The organism is Neobacillus sp. WH10 (assembly GCF_030123405.1).
Taxonomy (GTDB): Bacteria; Bacillota; Bacilli; order Bacillales; family Cytobacillaceae; genus Neobacillus.
Window position 1 is genome coordinate 829,023 of sequence record NZ_CP126110.1, and the last position, 20,547, is coordinate 849,569.

At 41.5% G+C, this 20,547-nt stretch carries 12 protein-coding genes, 11 tRNA genes, 3 rRNA genes, 2 pseudogenes and 2 riboswitches; of the genes and pseudogenes, 22 read left to right on the top strand and 6 right to left on the bottom strand.

The features are described 5' to 3' along the window. The first annotated feature begins 93 nt into the window (after positions 1-93). Positions 94-140, top strand: a riboswitch (PreQ1 riboswitch). Positions 141-266: 126 nt separating this feature from the next. Together queF and QNH20_RS03790 are read left to right on the top strand one after the other, a co-directional pair. Further along, the gene (gene queF / locus QNH20_RS03785) at positions 267-767 is read left to right on the top strand and encodes a preQ(1) synthase (RefSeq protein ID WP_283921602.1); all 501 of its coding nucleotides are present in this window, start codon (positions 267-269) and stop codon (positions 765-767) included. A gap of 16 nt (positions 768-783) precedes the next feature. Then, positions 784-1,407: a queuosine precursor transporter gene (locus QNH20_RS03790; protein WP_283921603.1), complete on the top strand. Its 624-nt coding sequence runs from the start codon at positions 784-786 to the stop codon at positions 1,405-1,407. 135 nt (positions 1,408-1,542) lie between these two features. Here the strand turns inward: QNH20_RS03790 and QNH20_RS03795 are convergent, their stop codons facing one another. From QNH20_RS03795 to QNH20_RS03810, 4 genes are all read right to left on the bottom strand, one after another. Next, entirely contained in the window at positions 1,543-3,489 is a 1,947-nt protein-coding gene (locus tag QNH20_RS03795; protein ID WP_283921604.1) for an FtsX-like permease family protein, read from the bottom strand. Continuing rightward, on the bottom strand, positions 3,479-4,240 hold the full coding sequence (locus tag QNH20_RS03800) for an ABC transporter ATP-binding protein (protein WP_283921605.1): 762 nt from the start codon (positions 4,238-4,240) through the stop codon (positions 3,479-3,481). Before QNH20_RS03800 ends, QNH20_RS03795 begins: the two co-directional genes overlap by 11 nt. Before the next feature lie 100 nt (positions 4,241-4,340). Then, a complete protein-coding gene (locus QNH20_RS03805) occupies positions 4,341-5,345 on the bottom strand; it encodes a sensor histidine kinase (protein ID WP_283921606.1) in 1,005 nt (334 codons plus the stop codon). Then, positions 5,338-6,033 (bottom strand): response regulator transcription factor, encoded by a 696-nt coding sequence (locus tag QNH20_RS03810; protein WP_283921607.1) that lies wholly within the window; start codon positions 6,031-6,033, stop codon positions 5,338-5,340. The genes QNH20_RS03805 and QNH20_RS03810 overlap by 8 nt, the downstream gene beginning before the upstream one ends. 174 nt (positions 6,034-6,207) lie before the next feature. Further along, positions 6,208-6,307, top strand: a riboswitch (purine riboswitch). Between the two features lie 62 nt (positions 6,308-6,369). Here QNH20_RS03810 and add point away from each other — a divergent pair. The 17 genes from add to hpt all read left to right on the top strand — a co-directional run bounded on the left by add (position 6,370) and on the right by hpt (position 15,696). Further along, entirely contained in the window at positions 6,370-7,365 is a 996-nt protein-coding gene (gene add, locus QNH20_RS03815) for an adenosine deaminase (protein ID WP_283921608.1), read from the top strand. Positions 7,366-7,572: 207 nt separating this feature from the next. Continuing rightward, positions 7,573-7,935 carry a hypothetical protein gene (locus QNH20_RS03820; protein WP_283921609.1) on the top strand — a complete coding sequence of 121 codons (363 nt, stop codon included), beginning with the start codon at positions 7,573-7,575 and terminating at the stop codon, positions 7,933-7,935. A 540-nt stretch (positions 7,936-8,475) separates the two neighbouring features. Further along, positions 8,476-10,025, top strand: a 16S ribosomal RNA gene (locus tag QNH20_RS03825). Between the two features lie 201 nt (positions 10,026-10,226). Then, positions 10,227-13,162 (top strand): 23S ribosomal RNA (locus tag QNH20_RS03830). 79 nt (positions 13,163-13,241) lie between these two features. Continuing rightward, positions 13,242-13,357, top strand: a 5S ribosomal RNA gene (gene rrf, locus QNH20_RS03835). The 16S, 23S and 5S rRNA genes sit together here with 11 tRNA genes alongside, the layout of an rRNA operon. Before the next feature lie 40 nt (positions 13,358-13,397). Then, a tRNA-Glu gene (locus QNH20_RS03840) sits at positions 13,398-13,472 on the top strand. 23 nt (positions 13,473-13,495) lie between these two features. Further along, positions 13,496-13,572, top strand: a tRNA-Arg gene (locus QNH20_RS03845). A gap of 9 nt (positions 13,573-13,581) precedes the next feature. Next, a tRNA-Pro gene (locus QNH20_RS03850) sits at positions 13,582-13,658 on the top strand. 26 nt (positions 13,659-13,684) lie between these two features. Continuing rightward, positions 13,685-13,761 (top strand) — tRNA-Met (locus tag QNH20_RS03855). A 30-nt stretch (positions 13,762-13,791) separates the two neighbouring features. Further along, positions 13,792-13,884 (top strand) — tRNA-Ser (locus QNH20_RS03860). A 240-nt stretch (positions 13,885-14,124) separates the two neighbouring features. Then, positions 14,125-14,198, top strand: a tRNA-Met gene (locus tag QNH20_RS03865). 3 nt (positions 14,199-14,201) lie between these two features. Continuing rightward, a tRNA-Asp gene (locus QNH20_RS03870) sits at positions 14,202-14,278 on the top strand. Between the two features lie 43 nt (positions 14,279-14,321). Continuing rightward, a tRNA-His gene (locus QNH20_RS03875) sits at positions 14,322-14,397 on the top strand. Positions 14,398-14,413: 16 nt separating this feature from the next. Beyond that, positions 14,414-14,488 (top strand) — tRNA-Gln (locus tag QNH20_RS03880). A gap of 14 nt (positions 14,489-14,502) precedes the next feature. Then, positions 14,503-14,576, top strand: a tRNA-Gly gene (locus QNH20_RS03885). Between the two features lie 4 nt (positions 14,577-14,580). Beyond that, positions 14,581-14,654 (top strand) — tRNA-Ile (locus tag QNH20_RS03890). A 481-nt stretch (positions 14,655-15,135) separates the two neighbouring features. Further along, a complete protein-coding gene (gene hpt / locus QNH20_RS03900) occupies positions 15,136-15,696 on the top strand; it encodes a hypoxanthine phosphoribosyltransferase (protein ID WP_283921610.1) in 561 nt (186 codons plus the stop codon). A 14-nt stretch (positions 15,697-15,710) separates the two neighbouring features. On the opposite strand, the gene QNH20_RS03905 is transcribed toward hpt, so the two are convergent. Then, complete coding sequence (locus QNH20_RS03905; protein ID WP_283921611.1) at positions 15,711-17,171, bottom strand: M20 family peptidase; 1,461 nt, start codon at positions 17,169-17,171, stop codon at positions 15,711-15,713. A 389-nt stretch (positions 17,172-17,560) separates the two neighbouring features. Here QNH20_RS03905 and QNH20_RS03910 point away from each other — a divergent pair. The 3 genes and pseudogenes from QNH20_RS03910 to QNH20_RS03920 all read left to right on the top strand — a co-directional run. After that, a pseudogene (locus tag QNH20_RS03910) lies at positions 17,561-17,740 on the top strand (VOC family protein); the annotation flags it as partial. A gap of 129 nt (positions 17,741-17,869) precedes the next feature. Next, positions 17,870-19,144, top strand: coding sequence for an RNA-guided endonuclease InsQ/TnpB family protein (locus tag QNH20_RS03915; RefSeq protein WP_283921612.1), 1,275 nt, complete (start codon positions 17,870-17,872; stop codon positions 19,142-19,144). Between the two features lie 139 nt (positions 19,145-19,283). Next, positions 19,284-19,508, top strand: a pseudogene (locus QNH20_RS03920) (VOC family protein); the annotation flags it as partial. Between the two features lie 55 nt (positions 19,509-19,563). Here the strand turns inward: QNH20_RS03920 and QNH20_RS03925 are convergent. Beyond that, positions 19,564-20,358, bottom strand: coding sequence for a Cof-type HAD-IIB family hydrolase (locus QNH20_RS03925; RefSeq protein ID WP_283921613.1), 795 nt, complete (start codon positions 20,356-20,358; stop codon positions 19,564-19,566). Positions 20,359-20,547: the final 189 nt, after the last annotated feature.

Genomic DNA, 20,547 nt, shown 5'->3' on the forward strand with positions numbered 1-20,547 from the left:
AATTCTTAGACAGGAAAATTTTACATTAATTTTGTATTTGACGATTAATAAACTGTTCTTTATGATAGTAGAGAATAGAATACCCGTACTTGAACGGGAGAGGTTCATAGCTGATACCCTCTATAAAAAACTATGGATACATGACTAGTTGCCATGTCCATATCGGACGTGGCTTTTTTGTTTTTTATCCCTAATGTTTGCATAGAATGTTCGGAAGAAACTCTCTTGAAAAAGTGTGGGGACACATTTTACAAGGGGGTTTTTTTATGTCTGGCCGTAGCCACGAAGAAGGATTAAAGGATTTAACACTTTTAGGTAATCAAGGTACTACCTATTCATTTGAATATGCACCGGAGGTAATGGAGGCAGTCGATAATCTGCACCCTGAACGTGATTATTTCGTGAAATTTAATTGCCCGGAGTTTACTAGCCTTTGCCCGCTGACCCGTCAGCCGGATTTTGCAACGATGTATATTTCGTATGTCCCTGATCAAAAAATTGTCGAGAGCAAGTCTTTAAAATTATATCTTTTCAGCTTCCGAAATCACGGCGATTTCCATGAGGATTGTGTCAATATCATTATGAACGATTTAATTAAATTGCTTGATCCACGCTATATTGAGGTTTGGGGAAAATTCACCCCAAGAGGCGGCATTTCTATAGACCCATGGTGCAACTACGGGAAACCTGGCACCAAGTACGAGGAGATGGCAAGTTTTCGCTTGATGAACCATGACCTCTATCCAGAAAAGGTCGATAATCGATAAGGGAAGGAATAAAGAAATGATATTTTACTTGAATGGAATTTTTGTAGGACTGTTAATTTTGGCTAACATTGTTGCTGTAAAGCTTTTTAGCATTGGAGATTTTGCGATCCTCCCAGCCGCTGTCATTGTGTATATCTTTACGTATCCACTTATTGATGTGATTGTCGAGGTTTATGGAAAAAAAGAAGGGCGGAGAACCGTTCAGGCAGGGCTGATTACACAAATCCTTGCCCTAATCTTCATTACGATTACGATTCATCTGCCAGCAGCACCTGTTTTTAAAGACCAAGGGTCATTCGAAACCATCTTGAATGGAAGTTTTCGAGTGATTCTTGCGAGTTTAATTTCTTATGCAATCAGTCAAAACTTGGATGTGTTTGTGTTTAATAAATTGAAAAGCGTCCATGGGCAAAAAAAGCTATGGCTGCGAAATAATGCATCTACCATGCTAAGCCAGTTGATTGATACTACCATTTTTATTACCATAGCCTTCTATGGAACAATGCCAGTCGCTGTCCTTGGAAGTCTAATCCTGACTCAATACATTTTTAAATTCTTTGCAGCGATCCTGACTACTCCGCTAGTCTATTTGCTTGTCCACCTAGTAAGGAAACAAGATAGAGTACAAACAGTACGATAAATAGCCCTGACACTAGTCGTAACTAGGTGGCTGACTCCAATAAGTTAATGCGTAAACAAACTAATGATCATGTACTTTTTTGAACTAAAAAGGGATACCGGCGAATGGCCGGTATCCCTTACACAACATCAACAATTAAAGTGCTTCATTGATGACCTTTTTGTAGTATAGGACGGATAATAATCCAAATATTGAGTACAATCCGGTATAGATGACCATAACGATAATCATTGGTGTCCACACCTCGGTTCCGAATAAAAACCATCCTGATTGAACGGCGAAATAGCTATGAAAGAGCCCGACGACTAACGGAATTCCAAAATTAAAGATTTGTTTTGCACGAATACCCTTTAGCAGGTCTCCTTGTGTGAAACCGAGTTTTCTTAATATGGTATAATTCGGCTTTTCCTCTTCACCCTCACCCATTTGTTTAAAATAAAGAATACATCCAGATGTGATGAGAAATGTTAACCCTAAAAAGCCAACGATAAACATGGTGAGACCCATTAATTTTTTCTGCGAATTGCTGATTTCCAAGCGAGAAGAAAAAATATTGTCGTCATTAACATTCATCTTTTTAAAAATATCATTTGCTTTTTCGAGATTTGCTTCATCTTTTAACGTAATCCCAATAAAGATGGAGGATTCCTTCTGAATAGCAGGATTTACGTCCTCCTTTAGACGCTCGAATACCGTTTCATCGACAATGGCAATAGGCTGCCCGCCGTTTGTAAAATAACCGGAAATGGGGAATTCCTTTTTTAAGCCTAAGTATTGGAGCGGAACTGTTTCATTTTGACCTTTCAATTCGATATGACCAGAATCTTTTAGACTCATAAACTTCTGAAGCAAATCATTATAACCGGTGAAAATCGTATCTCCAGGAGCCACATCGATATTCTCAACAGCCTTATCACTTATAACAGGCATGGGCATAGCCTTAGGATCAAACGTTAATTCTTCCAGATTTGTATCCATAATCTCCTTAAGGCTCGCATTCACCTGAATAACGTCAATCTTATTTTCATTGAACGCAATGTCATTCGCAGCTAATTCCTTTTTGAATTGATCAGCATCTTCCGTTTTTATGAATGAAAAATCCCCTGCGACATGATTTTCAGCCATTTTATCTGCGGAATAATAAGAGATATAACTTAAAGACAATAACCCAATCGCTAGAGCCGACACCGTTGTAATGATCGTTAATAATAAGGCATTCGATTTCATCCGAAACATAATCGAGGAAAGTGATAATACCTGATTAATATTTAAATAACCATCCTTCTTTTTCCGAATGAGGTTAAAGATAAAACTGACTGACCCTTTATAAAAAAGATAGGTTCCGATAATAACAGACCCAAGAATAAAAATCATCGCTCCAAAAAGTTCATTTATGGTGGTAAAATCGCCGCCAAACAGTTTCGATGAAATATAGTAGCCTGAAATAATCGAAATCACACCAATAATTCCGATAATGATTTCAAAGACGGACATCTTTTTCACTTTACCTTCCGTTGAAGAAACTGCTCTAAATAACGAAAGGATACTCTGTCTTTTAATAAACACATAATTCATCAGCATGATTAACAAATAGATGGCACAAAACACCACAACTGTTTGAATCAATGCTTCTGAAGAGATATTTAGGGAAGCGACCGCGTCTATAGCTGTAATTTTAAACAGAATCATTAGAATTAATCTAGAAATGGAAAAACCGATAAAGATTCCGATGACTAATGAACCAAAATAAAGGATGAAATTCTCGGCAGTCAGGATGTTGAATATCTTGCTTTTTGTCATCCCGATTAATTGAAAAAGCCCAATCTCCTTACTGCGGCGTTTAATAAAAATGTTATTGGCATATAACAGAAAGATCGAGACAATCGCGACGAGTAAGATAGATGCTGACCGAATCGCAGCGGCCCCTTTAATGGAGTCTTTTGTTTCATTCAACGCTGGATCATATTGCAGGGTGACAAAGGCGAAATAAAGGGCAACACTAAAGATCAGCGCAAACACATAAAGGTAGTAATTTTTTAAATTCTTTTTTAGGTTGCGAAAGATGAGTTGATTAACGCTCATTCGGGACACCGCCTAATATACTTTGGGTTTTCATGATGTCTTTAAAGAACGTCTGCCTTGATTGTTCGCCTTTATTTAATTGCGTGTAAATTTGTCCATCTTTAATAAAAATAACCCTGCTGCTGAAGCTTGCTGCTACCGGATCATGCGTAACCATCACAATCGTTGCTTTTCGGTTTTGATTTAATTCGCTTAATTTGTTTAGCAAATCGGATGCCGATTTTGAATCGAGTGCACCGGTTGGCTCGTCAGCGAAAATAATGCTTGGTTGATGAATAAACGCCCTTGCAGCAGAGGTACGCTGTTTTTGACCACCGGAAATTTCATTCGGGTACTTATCCTTGATTTCAGAAATCCCCAGTTCCACTGCCACTGCATTAAACATTTCATCCGCTGCTCTTTTTGAAACTTTCGAAATTGATAACGGCAAGAGAATATTTTCTTTGACTGTCAATGTATCAAGTAAGTTATAATCTTGGAAAATAAATCCTAAATGATGCTTACGGAATTCTGCCAGCTGCTTTTCTTTCATCGCAGTCATTTCTTTTCCTTCAATTTTGATGCTCCCGCCGCTTACCTTATCAATGGAAGAAAGAACATTGAGTAAGGTTGTTTTTCCGGAGCCTGAGGCACCCATGATACTCACGAATTCTCCTTTTTCAACGTTAATATCAATTCCTTTTAATACTTCTTGTTTATTTAATTTATTGCCATAGCTTTTATGAAGTTTATTTGCTTCTAAAATATTCATTCTGACACGCTCCTTAATTTCTTTAACCTAAGTATAAATGGCATGATAATTCTAATCCTTCGATTGAGCGAACAAATCATAAAAGCATGTGACATTGTTGTCACATGCTTGCAATATGATTAAATTCATTCCTTTTTGGAAATGTTAACGTAAAATTTGTTCCTCTTCCAAGGTCAGAGTGTACATCAATATGGATTAATAATGGCTTGGCAATTCTTTTTGTTAAATACAATCCCATGCCTGTTGCGGCGTTGTCATGATGAGCGGTCGTCGAGGTAAAGCCCTTTTCAAAAATGCGCGGCAGGTCCTTAGGATCGATACCGCGTCCATAATCCTTTACTTCAAGGATGGTTTGCCCGTCCTTTTGATAGCTTTTAATTATGATGTCGGACGATTCACTGTATTTCACCGCGTTTGTCAACAACTGTCTGATGATAAACGCAAGCCACTTGGCATCGGTTAAGACTGTAGGTGCCTCTAAATCTACATCAAAGCCAATGCCTTTTTGCATACACCAGGATTGTAACGTTTTAATCTCTTTAAAAAGTAAAGTTTTTAAATCGGTTTTTTCAATATATAAATCATTCTCCATAAAGGGGATCCGTCTTTGGTGAAGCTGGGTATCAAGCAGCAGATGAATTCTTAACCATTCATGAGTTAATTGGGCTTTCATCCGTTCATCGTCTACGCGGTCAATCATTAAATGCATCGCAGTTAAAGGTGTCTTGACTTCGTGAATCCAGGCTAATAGGTCATCCTTCTCCTGTTCTAATATTAGAAAGTTTTGTGATGCTTCTTGTTTAAGCCATTCTGTTTGCTTCACGATACTTTTTTCGATCATTTTTTCAAAGGGGCTTTCAGGCTTTGCTATATTGGTTAAATCAAGATTGTTCTCCCATTCCACTAAACTTTTGTAGAACTTTGTTTCCTTATGATATCGGAAAATCAAAAAGATAGTAAAAACAAGCATTGATAGGAAGATAATATAGAAGAATGGCATCAAGGGAAGCGCCTTATCGAGATAAGCTATAAAAAGAATAAATCCTTGAATAAAGATGAATAGAAAAATCCAGCTGCGCTTTTCAACTAAATATTTGTTAATCATAACTATTTTCCTCTTCAATCGCGATGTAACCCTGACCAATCTTTGTCTCAATATACCGTCCTAATTCAAGCTCGTCCAATCTTTTTCGCAAACGATTAACATTGACCGTTAAGGTGTTATCGCTGACAAAGCGCTCATCCTCCCACAGGCTTTTAATTAAGTCTTCGCGGCTGACAATCTTATTTTTTTGCTCAATCAGCTTTTTTAAGATAAAAGTTTCATTCTTTGTTAGTTCAACTATACCCAAAGCATTACTGACCGTATTTTTCTCATAATCCACCGTGGCACCACACCATGTTTTGAGTGTAATTTGCTCGGTATTGTAATTATAGACACGGCGAAGGATGGCCTGTATTTTCGCAATCAGCACATCAAAATGAAACGGTTTTTGAATAAAATCGTCCGCACCAAGCTGCATTGACATTACCATATCAGTAGGATGATCACGTGAGGACAAAAATAGAATTGGAACATTCGAATGGGAGCGGATCATCCGGCACCAATGAAAGCCATCAAATTTCGGCAATTGTATATCAACCAAAACTAAATCGGGTTTTATTAACGTAAATTCCTGCATAACCTGGCTAAAATCAGTAATCCCATACACATCATAAGACCACCCAGTTAATCGTTCCTTGATTTCTTTAAATAGTGTTTTATCATCTTCAATTAACAAAAGTTTAAACATTGGATTCACCATTCTTTTTCGTTTAATCTTAAATAATTGTATAATATATCCTATTGATGTGCTATAGGGGAGTCTTCATGTTAACCTTAGGCCAATAACCTAAAGGATTTAATAACTGATACTGGAAAATGAATCTGCTTGACAATAAAACTAAATTTTATTATCCTTTTACAAAAGCAATGAAATAATAAAATTCGTATAACTCCAATGATATGGTTTGGAGGTCTCTACCAGGAACCAATAATTCCTGATTACGAAGAAGGTACATCTACTTGTATTTTCTTCGTAATCAGGAATTTTTTTTGTTTTTATAAAATTTTTCCAAGGAGGTCAACCATGAATTTTTCTGTATTACCTAAAATTGAACTTCACTGCCATTTAGACGGAAGTCTTAGACCTAAAACGATTATTGATATCGCAAAGAGAGAAGGGATTCGGTTACCGTCGATAGAGATAGATGAGTTAGAAAAAGAATTAATTGCTCCATTAGAATGTGAATCGCTCGATGAATATTTAAAACGGTTTGCGATTCCTAATTCAGTTATGCAGTCAAAGGAAAATCTAAGAAGAATCACCTTTGAACTTTTTGAGGATGCTGCACAGGAAAATGTGAAATATATGGAGGTGAGATTTGCACCTTTACTGCATGTTGCGAAGGGGCTGCGTGTCGAAGAAGTCATCGAAAGTGTCATAGATGGCATGAAGGATGCAGAAGCGAAGTTCAATATAAAAGGAAATATCATTCTTTCCTGTATGAGAACAATGTCGGCTGAAAGTGCGTTTGAGGTCGTAGAAAAGGGGAAGGAATTCCTTGGAAAAGGTGTTGTGGCCATCGACTTATGCGCATCTGAAGAAGCAGGATTTTGCGGTCAATTTGTTGAACCAATGGCATTAGCTAGAGAATATGGCTATCATGTCACGATCCATGCTGGGGAAACGGGAGTCGGAAAAAATGTTCTTGAGGCCGTTGAATTGTTAGGTGCTGAAAGAATTGGGCACGGCGTTTTTATTAAGGATTGTACAGAGGCATATGATATTGTGAAGGAAAAACAAGTGGTGCTTGAAATGTGCCCGACAAGCAATGTCCAAACAAAAGCAGTGAACCATTATAACGAACATCCTATCTATCAGTTTCATCAAGATGGCATAAAAGTCACGGTTAATACCGACAACAGAACAGTATCCGATACAACGATGGCGAAGGAATGTACCATTGTCTTTAATGAATTCTCTTTAAGTGAAGAGGACTATCGACAAATTTATCTTACTAGTGTGGAAGCAAGCTTTGCTGATCGGGAGACAAAGGAAAAGCTAAAGAAATATATCAACTAACCTTTTTAGATAATTTATTATAAAATTTTACACTGTCACAGTCCTTATATTGTGGTATTCTTCAAATATAGTACAATAAATTTGAAATTATTTTCTAGGAAAATGAGCTGCAAACTTTTAATACAAAATGAGTGTTTATAGAAATAAGTGAATTAATGTTTTAATAACACCCATTATGAATAAACTCACATTTAGGGGAAAGAATACATGGGTAAATTGTATGAAATTATTTTAGAAAAGGAGAAAAAAACTTTGTTCGTAAGAGCAAGTGGCTTCTTTAAAGAGGAAGATACAAAATTATACTTTAGTGAGTTTCAAACAATTGTAAATACGATCAATCCTTCCATTTATAAATTAATTGTGGACGCTAGTGAACTAGAGGCAGTTGAGACATGTTTAATCGACGATACAAAATTTGTGTTAAATTTGTATTCAAATGCAAGATTTAAAAAGTTAGTTATTATCAATTCAACTTGTCCAGTTTCAAAAAAACAAATCGATTACTGTGCAAAGGAAATTAACTTTAAATGTGTGTTTGCAGCGTCCGTTGAAGAAGCCTATAGACTTTAGGAAGCTAATTAAGAAGATACTCCCAAAATTCGCTTATTGAACTTCTATTCGGACTTGGTATCGACGATAGGTTGCAAAATAATAGAAATAGTTGAAGAAGTTTTAAAGATTCTTTATAAATAAAACGGAGGATACCACTGCTTAAGACGGTATCCTTTCGTTTTGTTTATTTAAAAGAAGGTTAAGTTTTACCGTAATTTCTTATTTAATTTTTCGCTGAAAATAGTTGTTGACTTTATTAGATTATAATAGTAATATAGAAATCCTGATGAGGGAAATGAATCAATTAGGATATTTCTTAACTAAAAATTCTTTCATCAGTTGACAGAAAAAGTTGTTTTTGATAAGATAATAGTCTCGCTGATTCGGAAAATATTATTTTAAAATAATGTTTGACATTCGAGAAGTGAGATGATAAAATAACATCCTGTCGTTGAAAAATTGTTCTTTGAAAACTAAACAAACAAAAACGTCAACAAACAATAATATTAGTTTCTTATCGAAACTAAGCCAACGTTTTATTTTATGAGCTAATCAACTTTCTTGGAGAGTTTGATCCTGGCTCAGGACGAACGCTGGCGGCGTGCCTAATACATGCAAGTCGAGCGAATCAATAGGAGCTTGCTCCTGTTGGTTAGCGGCGGACGGGTGAGTAACACGTGGGCAACCTGCCTGTAAGACTGGGATAACTTCGGGAAACCGGAGCTAATACCGGATAATCCTTTTCCTCACATGAGGAAAAGCTGAAAGTCGGTTTCGGCTGACACTTACAGATGGGCCCGCGGCGCATTAGCTAGTTGGTGAGGTAACGGCTCACCAAGGCGACGATGCGTAGCCGACCTGAGAGGGTGATCGGCCACACTGGGACTGAGACACGGCCCAGACTCCTACGGGAGGCAGCAGTAGGGAATCTTCCACAATGGACGAAAGTCTGATGGAGCAACGCCGCGTGAGCGATGAAGGCCTTCGGGTCGTAAAGCTCTGTTGTTAGGGAAGAACAAGTACCGGAGTAACTGCCGGTACCTTGACGGTACCTAACCAGAAAGCCACGGCTAACTACGTGCCAGCAGCCGCGGTAATACGTAGGTGGCAAGCGTTGTCCGGAATTATTGGGCGTAAAGCGCGCGCAGGCGGTCCTTTAAGTCTGATGTGAAAGCCCACGGCTCAACCGTGGAGGGTCATTGGAAACTGGGGGACTTGAGTGCAGAAGAGGAAAGCGGAATTCCACGTGTAGCGGTGAAATGCGTAGAGATGTGGAGGAACACCAGTGGCGAAGGCGGCTTTCTGGTCTGTAACTGACGCTGAGGCGCGAAAGCGTGGGGAGCAAACAGGATTAGATACCCTGGTAGTCCACGCCGTAAACGATGAGTGCTAAGTGTTAGAGGGTTTCCGCCCTTTAGTGCTGCAGCTAACGCATTAAGCACTCCGCCTGGGGAGTACGGCCGCAAGGCTGAAACTCAAAGGAATTGACGGGGGCCCGCACAAGCGGTGGAGCATGTGGTTTAATTCGAAGCAACGCGAAGAACCTTACCAGGTCTTGACATCCTCTGACAATCCTAGAGATAGGACGTTCCCCTTCGGGGGACAGAGTGACAGGTGGTGCATGGTTGTCGTCAGCTCGTGTCGTGAGATGTTGGGTTAAGTCCCGCAACGAGCGCAACCCTTGATCTTAGTTGCCAGCATTCAGTTGGGCACTCTAAGGTGACTGCCGGTGACAAACCGGAGGAAGGTGGGGATGACGTCAAATCATCATGCCCCTTATGACCTGGGCTACACACGTGCTACAATGGATGGTACAAAGGGCTGCGAAACCGCAAGGTCTAGCCAATCCCATAAAACCATTCTCAGTTCGGATTGTAGGCTGCAACTCGCCTACATGAAGCCGGAATCGCTAGTAATCGCGGATCAGCATGCCGCGGTGAATACGTTCCCGGGCCTTGTACACACCGCCCGTCACACCACGAGAGTTTGTAACACCCGAAGTCGGTGGGGTAACCGTAAGGAGCCAGCCGCCTAAGGTGGGACAGATGATTGGGGTGAAGTCGTAACAAGGTAGCCGTATCGGAAGGTGCGGCTGGATCACCTCCTTTCTAAGGATAAAAGCTGGACATATGAGCCAGACAAAATAAGTTTGTTTGATTGTTTTCTGTTTGTTTAGTTTTGAGGGATCAATTCTCTCAAGACTTTTTTGTTCCTTGAAAACTAGATAATCGTAAGAAGAAGCAAAGTAAACATCGAGTAATCGCCATTTTAGTTTTCTCTCTATTTTTAATAGAGAAATAAACCTTTTAGGTTAAGTTAGAAAGGGCGCACGGTGAATGCCTTGGCACTAGGAGCCGATGAAGGACGGGACTAACACCGATATGCTTCGGGGAGCTGTAAGTAAGCTTTGATCCGGAGATTTCCGAATGGGGGAACCCACTGTTCGTAATGGAACAGTATCTTTACCTGAATACATAGGGTATTGAAGGCATACCCGGGGAACTGAAACATCTAAGTACCCGGAGGAAGAGAAAGCAAACGCGATTCCCTGAGTAGCGGCGAGCGAAACGGGACATAGCCCAAACCAAGAGGCTTGCCTCTTGGGGTTGTAGGACACTCTACATGGAGTTACAAAGGAACGGGGTAAATGAAGCGACCTGGAAAGGTCCGTCATAGAAGGTAAAAGCCCTGTAGTTGAAACTTCGTTCCCTCCTGAGTGGATCCTGAGTACGGCCGGACACGTGAAATCCGGTCGGAAGCAGGGAGGACCATCTCCCAAGGCTAAATACTCCCTAGTGACCGATAGTGAACCAGTACCGTGAGGGAAAGGTGAAAAGCACCCCGGAAGGGGAGTGAAATAGTTCCTGAAACCGTGTGCCTACAAGTAGTTAGAGCCCGTTTATGGGTGATAGCGTGCCTTTTGTAGAATGAACCGGCGAGTTACGATTACATGCAAGGTTAAGTTGAAGAGACGGAGCCGCAGCGAAAGCGAGTCTGAATAGGGCGAATGAGTATGTGGTCGTAGACCCGAAACCAGGTGATCTACCCATGTCCAGGGTGAAGTCCAGGTAACACTGGATGGAGGCCCGAACCCACGCACGTTGAAAAGTGCGGGGATGAGGTGTGGGTAGCGGAGAAATTCCAATCGAACTTGGAGATAGCTGGTTCTCTCCGAAATAGCTTTAGGGCTAGCCTCACGTAGTTAGAGTCTTGGAGGTAGAGCACTGTTTGGACTAGGGGCCCTCATCGGGTTACCGAATTCAGACAAACTCCGAATGCCAAAGACTTATCCGTGGGAGTCAGACTGCGAGTGATAAGATCCGTAGTCAAAAGGGAAACAGCCCAGACCACCAGCTAAGGTCCCAAAGTATACGTTAAGTGGAAAAGGATGTGGAGTTGCTTAGACAACCAGGATGTTGGCTTAGAAGCAGCCACCATTTAAAGAGTGCGTAATAGCTCACTGGTCGAGTGACTCTGCGCCGAAAATGTACCGGGGCTAAACGTATCACCGAAGCTGTGGATTGACACCGTAGGTGTCAGTGGTAGGAGAGCGTTCTAAGGGCGTTGAAGCTAGACCGTAAGGACTGGTGGAGCGCTTAGAAGTGAGAATGCCGGTATGAGTAGCGAAAGATGAGTGAGAATCTCATCCACCGTATGCCTAAGGTTTCCTGAGGAAGGCTCGTCCGCTCAGGGTTAGTCGGGACCTAAGCCGAGGCCGAAAGGCGTAGGCGATGGACAACAGGTTGATATTCCTGTACCACCTCTTTATCGTTTGAGTGATGGGGGGACGCAGGAGGATAGGGTAAGCGCGCTGTTGGATATGCGCGTCTAAGCAGTTAGGCTGGTAAGTAGGAAAATCCGCTTACCGCAAAGGCTGAGCTGTGACAGCGAGGGAAATATAGTACCGAAGTTCCTGATTCCACACTGCCAAGAAAAGCCTCTAGCGAGATAAAAGGTGCCCGTACCGCAAACCGACACAGGTAGGCGAGGAGAGAATCCTAAGGTGAGCGAGAGAACTCTCGTTAAGGAACTCGGCAAAATGACCCCGTAACTTCGGGAGAAGGGGTGCTCTTTGGGGTTCATAGCCTCGAAGAGCCGCAGTGAATAGGCCCAGGCGACTGTTTAGCAAAAACACAGGTCTCTGCGAAGCCGCAAGGCGAAGTATAGGGGCTGACGCCTGCCCGGTGCTGGAAGGTTAAGAGGAGGGGTTAGCGCAAGCGAAGCTCTGAATCGAAGCCCCAGTAAACGGCGGCCGTAACTATAACGGTCCTAAGGTAGCGAAATTCCTTGTCGGGTAAGTTCCGACCCGCACGAAAGGCGTAACGATCTGGGCACTGTCTCAACGAGAGACTCGGTGAAATTATAGTACCTGTGAAGATGCAGGTTACCCGCGACAGGACGGAAAGACCCCGTGGAGCTTTACTGTAGCCTGATATTGAATTTTGGTACAGCTTGTACAGGATAGGTAGGAGCCGTAGAAACCGGAGCGCTAGCTTCGGTGGAGGCGTCGGTGGGATACTACCCTGGCTGTATTGAAATTCTAACCCGCACCCCTAATCGGGGTGGGAGACAGTGTCAGGTGGGCAGTTTGACTGGGGCGGTCGCCTCCTAAAGAGTAACGGAGGCGCCCAAAGGTTCCCTCAGAATGGTTGGAAATCATTCGTAGAGTGTAAAGGCACAAGGGAGCTTGACTGCGAGACCTACAAGTCGAGCAGGGACGAAAGTCGGGCTTAGTGATCCGGTGGTTCCGCATGGAAGGGCCATCGCTCAACGGATAAAAGCTACCCCGGGGATAACAGGCTTATCTCCCCCAAGAGTCCACATCGACGGGGAGGTTTGGCACCTCGATGTCGGCTCATCGCATCCTGGGGCTGTAGTCGGTCCCAAGGGTTGGGCTGTTCGCCCATTAAAGCGGTACGCGAGCTGGGTTCAGAACGTCGTGAGACAGTTCGGTCCCTATCCGTCGTGGGCGCAGGAAATTTGAGAGGAGCTGTCCTTAGTACGAGAGGACCGGGATGGACGCACCGCTGGTGTACCAGTTGTCTTGCCAAAGGCATCGCTGGGTAGCTATGTGCGGACGGGATAAGTGCTGAAAGCATCTAAGCATGAAGCCCCCCTCAAGATGAGATTTCCCATAGCGTCAAGCTAGTAAGATCCCTGAAAGATGATCAGGTTGATAGGTCAGAGGTGGAAGCATGGCGACATGTGGAGCTGACTGATACTAATCGATCGAGGACTTAACCAAGTTTTAAAGCGAACTCGTTTTTACAACACTTCTTCTGCATTATCTAGTTTTGAGGGAATGAAACCTCAAACAAAAATAGTCTGGCAATAATGGCGAGAAGGTCACACCCGTTCCCATACCGAACACGGAAGTTAAGCTTCTCAGCGCCGATGGTAGTTGGGACTTTGTCCCTGTGAGAGTAGGACGTTGCCAGGCACTGCCCCATTGGGGCTATTATTTTGTCTGAATTTACTGTGGCCCCTTGGTCAAGCGGTTAAGACACCGCCCTTTCACGGCGGTAACACGGGTTCGAATCCCGTAGGGGTCACCATATTTTAATAATTGTAAGACTATGCGCCCGTAGCTCAATTGGATAGAGCGTCTGACTACGGATCAGAAGGTTATGGGTTCGACTCCTTTCGGGCGCGCCATTAGTTTAACGGGAAGTAGCTCAGCTTGGTAGAGCACTTGGTTTGGGACCAAGGGGTCGCAGGTTCGAATCCTGTCTTCCCGACCAGTCGAAGGTTACAATTCAATAGTTTTGGCGGTGTAGCTCAGCTGGCTAGAGCGTACGGTTCATACCCGTAAGGTCGGGGGTTCGATCCCCTCCGCCGCTACCAATGATATTTCATGGCCTATGTTTTGATAATGGAGGAATACCCAAGTCCGGCTGAAGGGATCGGTCTTGAAAACCGACAGGCGGGTTAAACCGCGCGGGGGTTCGAATCCCTCTTCCTCCGCCATTAAATTACATTATTATTATTATTATTATTATCGCGGGGTGGAGCACGTTCGAATAAGCTTCTTCGAATAATCCACAGCGCACCGATTGAACTACTACTTGAATAAGCTTTCTGAAATCGGGGCGACGAAGACCGTTAACATGATGTAATATCAATCGAGCTGCTGCTTGAATAAGCTTTCTGAGATTGATACAGTCCATGGATATCTTGAGCATGGATAAAACCTTATATTTTTATTATCGCGGGGTGGAGCAGTCCGGTAGCTCGTCGGGCTCATAACCCGAAGGTCGCAGGTTCAAATCCTGTCCCCGCAATTTGGTCCGGTAGTTCAGTTGGTTAGAATGCCTGCCTGTCACGCAGGAGGTCGCGGGTTCGAGTCCCGTCCGGACCGCCATCTTTTACCTAGTAGGTTATCTACTATTGATATATAGATTTTGGCGGTTGTGGCGAAGTGGTTAACGCATCGGATTGTGGTTCCGACATTCGTGGGTTCGATTCCCATCAGCCGCCCCATTTCGTTTTATATTATTGGGCTATAGCCAAGCGGTAAGGCATCGCACTTTGACTGCGACATGCGTTAGTTCAAATCCAGCTAGCCCAGCCATCATAGTTTTTTGTGCGGGTGTAGTTTAGTGGTAAAACCTCAGCCTTCCAAGCTGATGTTGTGAGTTCGATTCTCATCACCCGCTCCATAATGGGCCTATAGCTCAGCTGGTTAGAGCGCACGCCTGATAAGCGTGAGGTCGATGGTTCGAGTCCATTTAGGCCCATCAAAAAAGGGTGCCTGATTCTTAATGTGTTAACGCATTAAGGGTCAGGCATCTTTTTTATAATACTAAAAAAATAATTGAAAAGTTTTACTAAGTGGGTTATGCTATTTCGATTTAGCCCACGCGCTATCCAATATTTTCTTTTTAACCCTGTTCAGCACAAGCTGGATACGCATCCTAAACCGCTTCAAACGAAAGTATGCAATTCTAACTTAAAGTTCTTTAGTATGTTATTTAGGGTGTCAGGCACCACTTATGGACACTGTCCACTGTGGGTGGACAGTTTAGGTATAGGTGCTTTTATGGAATTGGTGACTGATTTCTTTGAGGTAGTCTGATTTCACTATTTTTGTATATTACTTTATAAAATCTGCCAAGAATATTAAATAAGAAATCTAAGGAGTGGAAATTTTGCTGCTTCTAGTTTAAAACTGTAAAGAGGACTAGATTTTTTAGAGTTAATAGAAAGAAGGGGTCGTTCGTGCCATACAGAATTAAAGATAGTATGATTTCAGAAACAGAAATTAAACAAAGAGTTAAGCAACTAGCAGAAGAAATTGAAAAAGATTTTAACGATGGACCAATCTTCCTCATCGTTGTTCTTAAAGGTTCCTTTGTATTTGCCGCTGACTTGATTCGCGAGATGAAGGGGGATATTAAAGTCGATTTCATTTCGGTTTCCAGTTACAGCGACCAGACAGAAACAACTGGAAAGGTAAAGCTTTTGAAGGATTTAGATACCGATATTACAAATAAGAATGTAGTAGTGGTGGAGGATATTATCGACAGCGGACTAACCTTGCATTTTTTAAGAGATCATTTGAACATGCATAAGCCAAAACAAATTAAAATTTGCACACTCCTAGACAAGCCAGAAAGAAGAAGAGTGGAATTACCTGTTGATTATGTCGGCTTTGTGATTCCGGATGAATTCATTGTGGGTTACGGGATAGATTACGCAGAAATGTATCGAAATTTACCTTATATTGCAACGGTTGAAGAGTACCAAGGCTTCAAAAAATCAAAGGATACCGCCAAATAACGGTATCCTTTCACTTATTTAGCAGCTTCCTTCATCACTTCAACATAAAACTTTATCGCATTCAGGTATTTTTCGATGCTGACATGTTCATTGGTTCCATGCATTCTGTTTAGATCCTCTGAAGTAATCTGAACAGGTAAGAAACGATAGGTATTTTTCGAGATCATATCGTAATGCTTCGCATCGGAGCCGGCAAACATTAAGTAAGGGGCAACAACTGCGTTATCATACACATTTCTAGCTGCCTGCTGAATGGATTTAAATTGCCAGCTATTAATGGAAGATACCTTTGAGGCTTCACTGCCTGTGACCGTTACTTTAATATCATCATCGTCAATGGTTTCTTCAATGAACTTTTTTACATCCATTAAGGAGTCGCCAGGCATAAGGCGAAGGTTAATAAACGCTGTCGCCTTTTCTGGTAATGCATTGTATTGCTCGCCGGCTTGAAAGATTGTTGGCGCAATGGTGGTGCGAATCAATGCAGCAGATGCCGGCTTCCCTAATAAAATTTTTTTAATGACCGGCTCAAAAAATACTTTGTTTGCAAACACATATTTCATACCAAAGCTCATTTCCGGAGCTACGAATTCAAATAAGTCTTCCCCAGGTCCTCGTAAGTCGCCTTTAAATTGGGTATCTTCTAATTTAGCAATAGCGCTGGCAATTCGGCCAATATTCGTGTGGTCCTTCGGCTGTGAGGAGTGGCCGCCGCTGCCTTCGATCGACAATTCCGCGGTTACCGAGCCCTTCTCAGAAATACCGACAACTCCTACCGGCTGATCAACGCCAGGAACGATGTCTTCGACAATTGCTCCTCCTTCGTCTAAAACATACTCAAATGTGATTCCTCTATCTTTTAGGGTATTAACGATTTTGTTCGCTCCTTCGTCTCCACCGATTTCTTCGTCAAACCCAAACATGAAATACATGTCCCGCTCCGGTTTGAATCCTTCATTTAATAAATATTGTACCGCTTGTAAAATTCCGATGACGCCAATTTTGTCATCCAATGTTCCCCTGCCCCATATCTTTCCGTCGGCAACGGTTCCACTAAAAGGATTTTGCTCCCAATTCGCTTCCGTTCCTTTTAAAACAGGTACTACATCATAGTGGCTTGTCAGGCCGACGGGGTTTTTACTTGAATTTGAACCTTTCCATTTATACAGGAGGGCGTAATCATTTATTTTTTCAAACTCAAGCTGTTTGTGAACTGTGGGATAGCTTTCCTGTAAAAAAGTGATAAACTTATCAAATTCTTTAAAGTCAAACTTCCTGCGGTCCTGATAGGATACAGTTTTGAATGTGACAGCTTTGGATAAATGCTCAATAGCTTCTTCTTGGCTAAATACAACTTTTGTTGTGTGAGGCTTGGGTTGTTTTGATTTAATCATCATCGTGTTAAAAACGGTTACAATTATAAAAAGAAGAATAAAACCACCTAAAATGAGTAAAGTCATTTTTCGTTTTTTCAATAATAATTCCCCCTTTTATTTATTTATCCCGCTTTAACCGACAGTATGACCCTAATTTAAGGACTATTAGGGGACTATCTAAGGATAATTTTGGGGCAACTGCCCCTAAATGCCTGATTGATGAGATACAGTGGAACTTGCCCATGTGCTTTTCATCGGCTTAGTTGAACCAATCGAGTTCGTACTTTCTCTTTATCAGGGCGATGGCCTTGATAATAGAGACAGTAGAACGGGACTAACAATCATTGGAGGATGGAAAGAACACCCAATGATTGAAGTTTCGCTTTATGCTTTAATATTACATCAATTTTTGGAATAATAGGGAAATAAGATAAGTAGTTTATGAAGCTTCTCAAATTAACCACGTTATAAAAAGGAGATTGATCAAGATGGAAAAAGTAACACCGTTCTTAATGTTCCAAGGAAATGCGGAAGAAGCAATGAATTATTACACTGCATTAATAGAGGATTCTAAAATCACTAGCATTACACGATATAGAGCAAATGAAGCGGGTAAAGAAGGAAGTGTTATGAAAGCTGCCTTCACATTAAAGGGTCAAGAATTTATCAAAAAAGTGGCGTAAAACCCCTTTCTTCAGAAATGGGGATATAAGCCATGTTTTTTTACTTCCAATTACCAATAGAAACTAGTATAATAAAAATATAGAACAAATGTTCTTGTAGGGGGGTGAAAGAAAATGGAACCACACAAAAAGAACATGAAAGAAAAGAAGAAAAAAGAGTCGAAAGGCGATATTATTATTCGGAAATTTCCGCTCCGTTTAACCGGCGAGGAGAGAAGATTAGTCGATACACTACGTCAGAAAGCAGCGAATCTATGGAATGACTGCTTAGATCTCCATTGGTGGCTATATGATGTATATAAGATTTGGACAAGTGCATCAGAAAAAAAGAAATGGTACAATGCCACCACCCATCAAATACATTCGCAAACGATTCAAGCCATCATCGAGTTACACGAAGAAACATGCAAAAGAACGAGGGAGCTGCGGGCTAAAGGTGAAAAACAGTGGCGATACCCTTGGAAATACAAAAAATTCTTTTCCGTCAAATATAAAAAAGCAGCAATTAAATGCAAGGATAAAAAGCTGCTGTTTAGCAATGGAAAACAACAATCCCCCTTAGTGATCCCCCAACCAAAGCACATTGATTTCCATACAATAAAAAGTGCCGAAATCGTTTGGCACAAAGATCAATACTGGATGCATATAGCAGTGGAAGTACCAAAACAAAAGCAAGTACAAGGTAATAAGGATGCTGGCTGTGATTTAGGGCTCATACATGCGGCAGTTTTAAGTGACGGAAAAAATCACTTCATTGTCACTGGAAGAGAACTTCGCTCGTTACAGCGCTACAGAAACAAAAAGTTAAAAGAGCTTCAGAAGCTCATTGGCCGGAAAAAGCCAGGTTCGAACAAAAGGCAAAAACTCATTTTGCGTAAACGCCGTTTTTTAGAAAAACTGGAACGGAGAATCGAGTACCTTTTGCATACGATTTCGAAAATGGTCACCGATTGGTGTGTGGAAAACCACATTAAAGCACTCTATATCGGAACACCGGATGGCGTTCAAAAGAATACGAAGAAGAAAAAGAAAACAAGAAAAGAAATTCGTCAACAATTGTCCAATTGGAGTTTTGGGCAATTAATTGAAAAAATAACATACAAATTGAACCTTCGAGGCGTCAAAGTCCAACTTGTGGAAGAGTCCTATACTTCCGGTACGTGCCCTTCATGCGGAGAATTCAGTAAACAATGGAATCGAAACTTCCACTGTCCGTGTGGTGCGAAAGGACATCGGGATCTAGTGGGTGCCGTGAATATTTTGGACAAGTCTATCCATAAACAATTCAAGAAAAATCGAGAACTACCTAAAATAGAAGATACAAAGTATCGCCGAGTCTTTTTAACCCCCATTGTCCCGCACAATGGGGCTAAAAGGGCAGTGGCGTAGTGCCTATGATTGGGCTGCGGTATGTGTTTTTCACTACATGTCGTAATGAACTGGAGAAGCAGTAAGACCTGGAAGCCCCGGCTGATAGGCGGCTTTGATGAAGGTTTAAAAAAGAATCCCCTGGATTTATCCATGGGGAGAAGTCAAGTGTATTGATAGTAATGTGAAGCATGAATTTACATTTACCCCTTCTTATTCTTTGTTTATCACCTGTGATACAGAGGATGAAATCAAGTATTTTTACGAGAAGTTATCTCTGGGCGGGGGTGTTCTAATGCCGTTGGGTGATTATTCCTTTAGTAAGAAGTTCGGATGGGTTGTCGATCAGTTTGGGGTATCATGGCAACTCACTCTGCCAAACTAATCAAAAGTTTGATTGAAATTGCGAACAGTGTCAGGCACTGTTCGCTTTTATCAAATTAAATTAATACTAATTCCTTATCTAGTAGTCCAACCTGAATGAGACCATTGAGAATCCCATCATTAGAAGAGGAGGTTGTGATGACATTCGCTGCAGCCTTTGCTTCAGGAACCGCATTACCCATAGCAACTCCCGTTCCAACCATCGTCAACATCTCCAAGTCATTCAAGCCATCGCCAAAAGCAAAGCTGTCCTCTTGGTTAATATCTAAGATCTCTAGCATTTTATTGATTCCGACCGCTTTTGAAGCACCTTTAGGAAGGATATCATAAGCATTGTCATCCCATTTTACAAAACTAAATTCAGGGAATTGGTCAAAATACAATTGTGCGTCCTTACGGTTGCAGTAGAGATGCCCTTGATATATAGGCAAATGTTTATAATACTCTTCATCAACTTCAGGATAGGGCATCATCAAGGAATCAAAACCAGCTTCGATAAACGGATGATTGCTTTTACTAACCTTATAATCAAGGTGGCTACAGTAGGCTAAGGCATGACCGTTGTTAGTCGTCAATGTCGTAAGGGATTGCAGCATTTCAGGGTTAATCGGATTTGAGTAAATTTCTTTTCCTTCAAATACAACATATTGTCCATTCATCGCTACATATGAATCAATATTTAATTCTTTTTGAATCCAATAAAACATATTCGGCACACGGCCAGTGGCAATAGCTGTGTGAATACCTTGTTCTTGAAGTAAACGTACAGCTTTTTTCGTGGAATCTGGAATTTTCTTTTCATCATTTAATAAAGTCCCATCAATATCAAAAAACACAATTGGTTTTTTCATTTCATACACCTCCGTTAAATACAACACCGTCGTTACGCTTGGTGGGTCCCAATCACGCCGACTTGGTGTTGTATCGTCTTACACAAGCTAGCATATTTTATGAAACGCGTTTCAGGTCAAGTAATTTGATGAAAGTTTTTTATTAAGGGTAGGGGAGAAACTGTAGACGGGCCTTGTACTTGAGGAAAA

Excerpts from the sequence above, each read along its gene's own strand:
- queF (WP_283921602.1), top strand. The coding sequence starts at position 267 with ATGTCTGGCCGTAGCCACGAAGAAGGATTAAAGGATTTAACACTTTTA.
- QNH20_RS03790 (WP_283921603.1), top strand. The coding sequence starts at position 784 with ATGATATTTTACTTGAATGGAATTTTTGTAGGACTGTTAATTTTGGCT.
- QNH20_RS03795 (WP_283921604.1), bottom strand. The coding sequence starts at position 3,489 with ATGAGCGTTAATCAACTCATCTTTCGCAACCTAAAAAAGAATTTAAAA.
- QNH20_RS03800 (WP_283921605.1), bottom strand. The coding sequence starts at position 4,240 with ATGAATATTTTAGAAGCAAATAAACTTCATAAAAGCTATGGCAATAAA.
- QNH20_RS03805 (WP_283921606.1), bottom strand. The coding sequence starts at position 5,345 with ATGATTAACAAATATTTAGTTGAAAAGCGCAGCTGGATTTTTCTATTC.
- QNH20_RS03810 (WP_283921607.1), bottom strand. The coding sequence starts at position 6,033 with ATGTTTAAACTTTTGTTAATTGAAGATGATAAAACACTATTTAAAGAA.
- add (WP_283921608.1), top strand. The coding sequence starts at position 6,370 with ATGAATTTTTCTGTATTACCTAAAATTGAACTTCACTGCCATTTAGAC.
- QNH20_RS03820 (WP_283921609.1), top strand. The coding sequence starts at position 7,573 with ATGGGTAAATTGTATGAAATTATTTTAGAAAAGGAGAAAAAAACTTTG.
- QNH20_RS03915 (WP_283921612.1), top strand. The coding sequence starts at position 17,870 with ATGGAACCACACAAAAAGAACATGAAAGAAAAGAAGAAAAAAGAGTCG.
- QNH20_RS03925 (WP_283921613.1), bottom strand. The coding sequence starts at position 20,358 with ATGAAAAAACCAATTGTGTTTTTTGATATTGATGGGACTTTATTAAAT.